The sequence below is a fragment of the Arthrobacter sp. 2YAF22_2 genome (genome assembly GCF_052114645.1).
In the GTDB taxonomy this organism is placed as follows: Bacteria; Actinomycetota; Actinomycetes; order Actinomycetales; family Micrococcaceae; genus Arthrobacter.
In genome coordinates, this window is the sequence record NZ_JBFRFD010000161.1 from 1 (window position 1) to 6,811 (window position 6,811).

Below are 6,811 nucleotides of genomic sequence, written 5' to 3' on the forward strand. Positions count from 1 at the left end.
GGACCGGGCTCGCCGGCCAGGACGGCACGGACGACGGCGGCGTTGGCCACGGCGTCCCCGCCGCGCAGTTCGGCCAGCGTCGCCTGGCGGATCCCCAGCTCGCGGGGATCGAAAATCTGCTCGACGACCTCGCCGTTGCGGATTTCCCACACGTGGGACGGGCCGGTGGTGGTCAGTTCGTCAAGGCCGTCGTTGCCGCGGAACACGAGTCCCCGGCTGCCCCGCTTGGCCAGCACCCCGGCTACCAGGGGCGCCATCTGTTCATTGGCCACTCCGACGGCGGAGGCCTGCACGTTGGCGGGGTTGATCATCGGGCCCAGGAAATTGAACGCGGTGGGAACGCCGAGCTCCCGGCGCGCGACGGCGGCGTGCCGCATGGAGGGATGGAACACCTGGGCGAAGCAGAAGGTAATTCCGGCTTCCTCCGCGTTCCGGGCCACCCGCGGAATCGGCAGGTCCAGCCGCACGCCCAGCGCCTCCAGGACGTCGGCGGAACCGGAGGTGGACGAGGACGCACGGTTGCCGTGCTTAACCACCCTGGCCCCCGCACCGGCACAGATCAGGGCGGCCATCGTCGAGATATTGACCGTGTTCTGCTGGTCTCCGCCGGTTCCGACGATGTCGAGCTTCTCGCCCGCTATCTCGATCGGATTGGCGTTGGTGATCATCGCTTCGACCAGTCCCGCCAGTTCGTCCACGGTCTCACCCTTGGACCGCAGTGCGACCAGGAAGCCGGCCACCTGCGCGGGGCTGGCCTCGCCGGACATGATCGAACCCATGGCCCACTCAGTCTCGTCCGCGGTTAGGTCCGTTCCGTTGATAAGGGCGCCGATGAGACGCGGCCAAGTCTTTCCTACCGCCTGAGCAGATGCCTGAGAAGTCACGTTCTGATGCTATCGAGCCGGTGGCCGCAATGCCCAATGTGAGGGGGCCGGGGAACTTTTCCGCGCAATTTCGCGTCTTTGTAGAAAAAGTCCTTCCGAAACGCGGTTTGCGTTGGGCACTCAGGACTTTTACAGACATAATGTCTATGTGACATCTGCGACCCATGCCCCCAGTACCCCGGCGCACCCGACGCTGAATCGCCCGAACATGGTTTCCGTTGGAACCGTTGTCTGGCTGTCCAGTGAGTTGATGTTCTTCGCCGGTCTCTTTGCCATGTACTTCACACTCCGTTCGACTTCTGGACAGATGTGGGCTGAAGAGACAGCCAAGCTCAACTTCCCGTTTGCGCTCGTAAACACCATCGTCCTTGTGGCAAGTTCTTTTGCTTGCCAGATGGGCGTCTTCGCCGCCGAACGGCTCCAGCCGCGCAGGCTTGGCGGGCCCCTGAGCTTCACCCGTTGGGGAATGAACGAGTGGTTCACGCTCACATTCATCATGGGTGCGTTCTTCGTGGCCGGCCAGTCGACCGAGTACGCCATGCTCGTCTCCGAGCACGTCTCGCTCTCTTCGAATGCCTATGGCTCCGCGTTCTATATCACCACCGGCTTCCACGGCCTGCACGTGATCGGCGGCCTCGTGGCGTTCCTGCTCATCATCGGGCGGTCCTTCGCGGCGAAGAAGTTCGGGCACTTTGAGGCAACCTCGGCGATCGTCACCTCTTACTACTGGCACTTCGTCGACGTCGTGTGGATCGGCCTCTTCCTGGTCATCTACGTCCTCAAGTAGCCAAGCCTTGACTCTCTTTCTACAAGAGGCAGAATTTCAASAAGCGGCTCCCGGAGCCMMCGCAGGATCGAAWAAAGGAACCACCACGTGAAGGCACTYTCGCAGAAGCGACGTCACCCACTGGCAGCAGTAGCCCTGTTGCTGATGGGACTCCTCATCACTGGTGGGCTGTACGCCGTCGCCACCACCGTCAACCAGGCCAAGGCCGACACCACCAGCTTCAGTGCAAGCGACGCAGAGCAAGGCGGCAAGTTGTTCGCCGCTAACTGCGCCACCTGCCACGGCATGGGTGCCAGCGGCTCAGCCACGGGACCGTCGCTCGTTGGCGTCGGCGCCGCCGCCGTTGACTTCCAGGTTGGCACCGGCCGTATGCCCATGCAGATGAACGGCCCGCAGGCCTACAAGAAGCCCGCCCAGTTCAACGATGAGCAGACCCACCAGCTTGCGGCGTACGTTGCTTCGCTCGGCCCCGGCCCGACCATCCCCGAAGCGGGTGTCCTCGACGAGAAGGGTGATGCCGCCAAGGGTGGCGAACTGTTCCGCACCAACTGTGCCATGTGCCACAACGCTGCTGCAGCCGGCGGCGCGCTGACCAGGGGCAAGTTCGCTCCGGCCCTCGCCGACGTCTCCGGCAAGCACATCTACGAGGCCATGGTGACCGGCCCGCAGAACATGCCGGTCTTCTCCGACGCCAACATCTCGCCCGAGGGCAAGCGCGACGTCATCACGTTCCTGAAGCAGATTGAATCCAACGGCTCCCCGGGCGGCAACGACCTGGGCGGTCTGGGTCCGGTTTCCGAAGGCCTGTTTGTTTGGATTGCCGGCCTGGGCGTAATCATCGCCTTCACCATCTGGCTGACTTCGCGGACGTCCTAGACACCCGCRTCACCTGTAAGAATTGTCTGCTGATCCGTCAGCAGGTCGAATTGAAAACTAACTCGACGCTGGTCGAGACGAGAGAAGGATGAGGCGAATTATGGGCAACCATAGTGACGGCAGTCCGAACCACTCGGGCACCGTAGCTACGGCTGGTCAGAATGAGGTGGAGAAGTTCCAGGATCCTGGAATTCCCCCGCATCGTTTGCGCCTGGCCGACACGGACCCGAGAGCCGCGAAGCGAGCGGAACGGCAGGTGGCCATTCTGTTCGGTGCCTCGGTCGTTGGCACCCTGATATTCCTGGTGGCGTACTTCGCCATCGATCTAGGACCTGACTCCTCGATCGGCACCATCCGGCTGCAGAACACCCTGCTCGGCATCGGCACCGCCTTTGCCATGCTCGGCATCGGCACCGGCATCGTGCACTGGGCCAAGGCCCTCATGCCGGACCACGAGGTTTCCGAAGAGCGTCACGCCATCCGGACCGAAGACGACCGCTTGGCCGCCGTCCGGATCGTCGACGACATCGTCGAGGAAACCGGCATCAAGCGCCGCCCGCTGATCCGCAACACCCTGCTTGGCGCCGTCGCGCTGGCTCCGCTGCCCGCCCTGGCGGTCTTCGGCGACCTCGGCCCGCGGCCGGACAAGACGCTGGCGCACACCATGTGGGCGCCGGTGGACGGCAAGCACAAGCGTCTCACCCGCGACCCCGATGGCACCCCCATCAGGGCAGCGGACGTCACCATCGGCTCGGCTTTCCACGTGATTCCGGAAGGCCTCAACGAGCTGCAAGAAGGCAAACTGAACGAGAAGGCCAAATCCGTCGTCCTGCTCATGCGCCTGAACCCCGACTCCCTTAACCCCTCCGCGGGCCGGGAGAACTGGAGCTACAACGGCATCGTTGCCTACTCCAAGATCTGCACCCACGTTGGTTGCCCTGTTGCGTTGTACGAGCAGCAGACCCACCACCTGCTGTGCCCGTGCCACCAGTCAACCTTCGACCTGACCCAGGAATGCAAGGTTATCTTCGGCCCGGCCAGCCGTCCGCTCCCGCAGTTGCCCATCGCCGTCGACGACGAGGGTTACCTTTACGCCACGAGCGACTTCAAAGAACCTGTCGGACCTAGCTACTGGGAGCGTGATGAGCATGAGCGCAACATCAACAGCTGACACCCCCACTTTCGTCGCCAAGACCAAGGGCGGCCGCATCACCGATTTCGTTGACCAGCGTGTCGGCGGATCCGGAATTCTCCGGGAATTCGGCCGTAAGGTCTTCCCCGACCACTGGTCCTTCATGTTCGGCGAGGTGGCGCTGTATTCCTTCGTCATCCTGCTGCTCTCCGGTACCTTCCTGACGTTCTTCTTCGACCCGTCGATGGCCGAAACCCACTATCAGGGTTCCTACCTTCCGCTGAACAACGTCGAAATGTCGGTGGCCTACAACTCGTCGCTGAACATCTCCTTCGATATTCGCGGCGGCCTGTTCATGCGCCAGGTCCACCACTGGTCGGCCCTGCTGTTCGTGGCCTCGGTGAGCGTGCACATGCTGCGCGTCTTCTTCACCGGCGCCTTCCGCAAGCCCCGTGAAATGAACTGGGTGGTGGGCASCKTCCTGCTGATCCTGGCCATKGCTGCCGGCTTCACCGGCTACTCCCTCCCCGATGACTTGCTCTCCGGCAACGGCCTGCGCATCATCGACGGCGTGATCAAGTCCATCCCGGTCATCGGCACGTACATCTCGTTCTTCCTGTTCGGCGGAGAATTCCCCGGCACCGCCATCATCGGGCGGCTGTACATGCTCCACATCCTGCTGGTCCCCGCGCTCATCCTGCTGATGATCGCCGCCCACCTGTTCATGGTGGTCGTGCACAAGCACACCCAGTACCCCGGCCCGGGACGCAACGACGGCAATGTCGTCGGCTACCCGCTCGGCCCGGTTTACGCGGCGAAGGCTGGCGGCTTCTTCTTCATCGTGTTCGGTGTCATCGCCCTGATGGCCGGGTTCTTCACCATCAACCCGATCTGGAACTACGGTCCCTACGACCCCTCCCCTGTCTCGGCCGGTACCCAGCCTGACTGGTACATCGGCTTCGTTGACGGCGCGCTGCGCCTGATGCCGGGCACCTTCGGGAACTGGCACGTCGAGCAGATCTGGTTCGGCCACATGTTCAGCTTCAACGTGCTGCTGCCGGCACTGGTCCCGGCGGGCATCCTGTTCACCGTGATGTTCACCTACCCGTGGATCGAACGCTGGATCACCAAGGACGACCGCGAGCACCACGTCCTGGACCGTCCCCGCAATGCCCCGACCCGGACGGGCATCGGCGTCGCCGGTTTCGTTTGGTACTGCGTGATGTGGGCCGCCGCAAGTTCGGACCTCATCGCCACGCACTTCCACGTGTCCTTGAACGACGTCACGTACTGGCTGCGCGCGCTGTTCTTCATCGGACCGATCCTCGGCTTCATCGTTGCCAAGCGCGTCGCCCTGGCCCTGCAGCGCAAGGACCGGGAGATTGCCCTGCACGGCCGGGAGACCGGCCGCATCGTGCGGCTGCCGCACGGCGAGTTCATCGAGGTGCACGCCCCGCTGGACGAGTACAAGCGTTACAAGCTGGTCGGCTTCGAATCCCCGACCGTGCTGCCGGCCCAGCCGAACAGCAACGGCGTCGTCGACCGCAAGGAGAAGCGCCGCGCGATGCTCTCCAAGTGGTTCTTCGAGGACCGGGTCGCCCCGGCAACCCCGTCCGAGCTCGCGGCGGCGCACAGCCACCACGGCGAGCACGAGGCGATCGATGCGGCTGCTGAGCAGAAGAGCCTCAGCCACTAAGCACCGCCAGAGTCAGCGAAAAGGCCCGGTCCACCAGGACCGGGCCTTTTGTGCGTTCCACCGCGACCGACGGGTCAGGGGCGGTAGCCGTTCGCGTAGTTCCGCGTCGGCCGGACGCCGGGCCGCTGCAGGGGCACCCAGAGCTTGTAGCGGTCGGCGCGGTAGTAGGAGACGGAGTAGTCGACCATGGCGCGGGCGACAAAGGCGTGCCGTTGGATCTTCAGGAGCGGCGACCCGACCTCGACATTCAGCAGGCGGGCCGTGGACGGCGACGCCGCCGTCGCCTCGATCATGTCCTCGCCCCACTCCATGACCAGGCCGTAGCGCTCGCTCAGCACGTTGTAGAGCGATGTCGGCGGCTCGCCGTCGAGCAGCCCAGGCACCCGGTGCGCAGGGATGAAGTTTTCATCGACGCTCATGGGCTCATTGTCGGCCAGCAGCAGGCGCCGGAACCGAACCACCTGGGTCCCCTCCTCGAGCTGCAGCTCCCGGGCCAGGAAGGCACTGGCGCCGATCTGTTCGAAGCTGAGCACCTTGGCCGCCGGAACCATGCCGCGGCGCTGCATTTCCTCGCTGTAGGACGTGAGTTTGACCTGCAGGTCCAGCTTGGGCTTGCGCACGAAGGTGCCCAGGCCGACGACGCGCTCGATCACCTCTTCGCCGACGAGCGCGTCGATGGCCTGGCGCACGGTCATCCGGGCCAAACCAAACCGTTCCGAGAGGTCCCGTTCGGAGGGGAGCGCCGATCCGGGCGGACACGCGCTCGCGATGTGCGCGCGGAGGATCTCCCGGAGCTGCACGTAAATGGGGACGCCGCTGTGCCGGTCAATCTCGCCGGCCATCCGGGCCGCCTTAGATTCCACGGAAAGGCCTGCTGAAGTGCTTCATACCTAAAGCGTAGGTCACGGCGCCCTCAGGTCTAGACCACAGGCCTGTCCGGGTTCGCTCACCGCTCCTCCCCCGGCTACGCTGGGAAGGCCGTAAACGGCGGCCGCGGCGCGAAGACGTCCGGCCCACCCCAGCACCCATTGCCGGCCTGCCCGGCGACCTCCGATAAGGGAGCACAGTTGCCAGCACGCAAGGCGGTCGTCCAGGCGTCGGTCGGACTGCACGCCCGGCCGGCGGCGGCCTTCGTCCGCGCCGTAACGCAGAGCGGACTGCCCGTCACGATCAGTAAGCAGGGCCGGCCGGGCGTCGATGCCCGTTCCCTGCTGGAGGTCATGACCGAGGATTTTTCCTGCGGGTGCGAAGTGGAGCTGGCCGTTGCTGCCGAGGCCGTCCCGGCAGGCGCCGGCCCCGGGACTGCTGAGCGCGTCCTGGCGGCGCTGTGCGCCCTGCTGGAGTCGCAGTCGGGCTGACCCGGCCGTCCCCCGCGCCCGGCACAGCGCGGTGCCGCAGCACACACGCAAACGACGGCGGGCCCCACCAAATGGTGG

7 protein-coding genes are annotated in these 6,811 nt (G+C 64.8%); 5 read left to right on the forward strand and 2 right to left on the reverse strand.

Features of this window, described 5'->3' with window-relative positions:
* Nucleotides 1–884, reverse strand: an 884-nt coding sequence (trpD, locus tag AB4Y86_RS08610; protein WP_441401834.1) for an anthranilate phosphoribosyltransferase, incomplete at its 3' end; no start/stop codon positions are given.
* Between the two features lie 112 nt (nucleotides 885–996).
* Between trpD and ctaE the strand changes: the two genes are divergently transcribed.
* The 4 genes from ctaE to qcrB all read left to right on the forward strand — a co-directional run bounded on the left by ctaE (nucleotide 997) and on the right by qcrB (nucleotide 5,375).
* Complete coding sequence (gene ctaE, locus AB4Y86_RS08615; protein ID WP_441401835.1) at nucleotides 997–1,671, forward strand: aa3-type cytochrome oxidase subunit III; 675 nt, start codon at nucleotides 997–999, stop codon at nucleotides 1,669–1,671.
* Between the two features lie 87 nt (nucleotides 1,672–1,758).
* Entirely contained in the window at nucleotides 1,759–2,547 is a 789-nt protein-coding gene (gene qcrC / locus AB4Y86_RS08620; RefSeq protein ID WP_441401836.1) for a cytochrome bc1 complex diheme cytochrome c subunit, read from the forward strand.
* A 100-nt stretch (nucleotides 2,548–2,647) separates the two neighbouring features.
* A complete protein-coding gene (gene qcrA / locus AB4Y86_RS08625; protein ID WP_441401837.1) occupies nucleotides 2,648–3,718 on the forward strand; it encodes a cytochrome bc1 complex Rieske iron-sulfur subunit in 1,071 nt (356 codons plus the stop codon).
* Nucleotides 3,696–5,375 carry a cytochrome bc1 complex cytochrome b subunit gene (gene qcrB, locus AB4Y86_RS08630; protein ID WP_441401838.1) on the forward strand — a complete coding sequence of 560 codons (1,680 nt, stop codon included), beginning with the start codon at nucleotides 3,696–3,698 and terminating at the stop codon, nucleotides 5,373–5,375. The genes qcrA and qcrB overlap by 23 nt, the downstream gene beginning before the upstream one ends.
* A 74-nt stretch (nucleotides 5,376–5,449) precedes the next feature.
* Here the strand turns inward: qcrB and AB4Y86_RS08635 are convergent, their stop codons facing one another.
* The gene (locus AB4Y86_RS08635) at nucleotides 5,450–6,217 is read right to left on the reverse strand and encodes a GntR family transcriptional regulator (RefSeq protein ID WP_441401839.1); all 768 of its coding nucleotides are present in this window, start codon (nucleotides 6,215–6,217) and stop codon (nucleotides 5,450–5,452) included.
* Between the two features lie 225 nt (nucleotides 6,218–6,442).
* Between AB4Y86_RS08635 and AB4Y86_RS08640 the strand changes: the two genes are divergently transcribed.
* Complete coding sequence (locus AB4Y86_RS08640) at nucleotides 6,443–6,733, forward strand: HPr family phosphocarrier protein (RefSeq protein WP_441401840.1); 291 nt, start codon at nucleotides 6,443–6,445, stop codon at nucleotides 6,731–6,733.
* The last annotated feature ends 78 nt before the right edge of the window (nucleotides 6,734–6,811 follow it).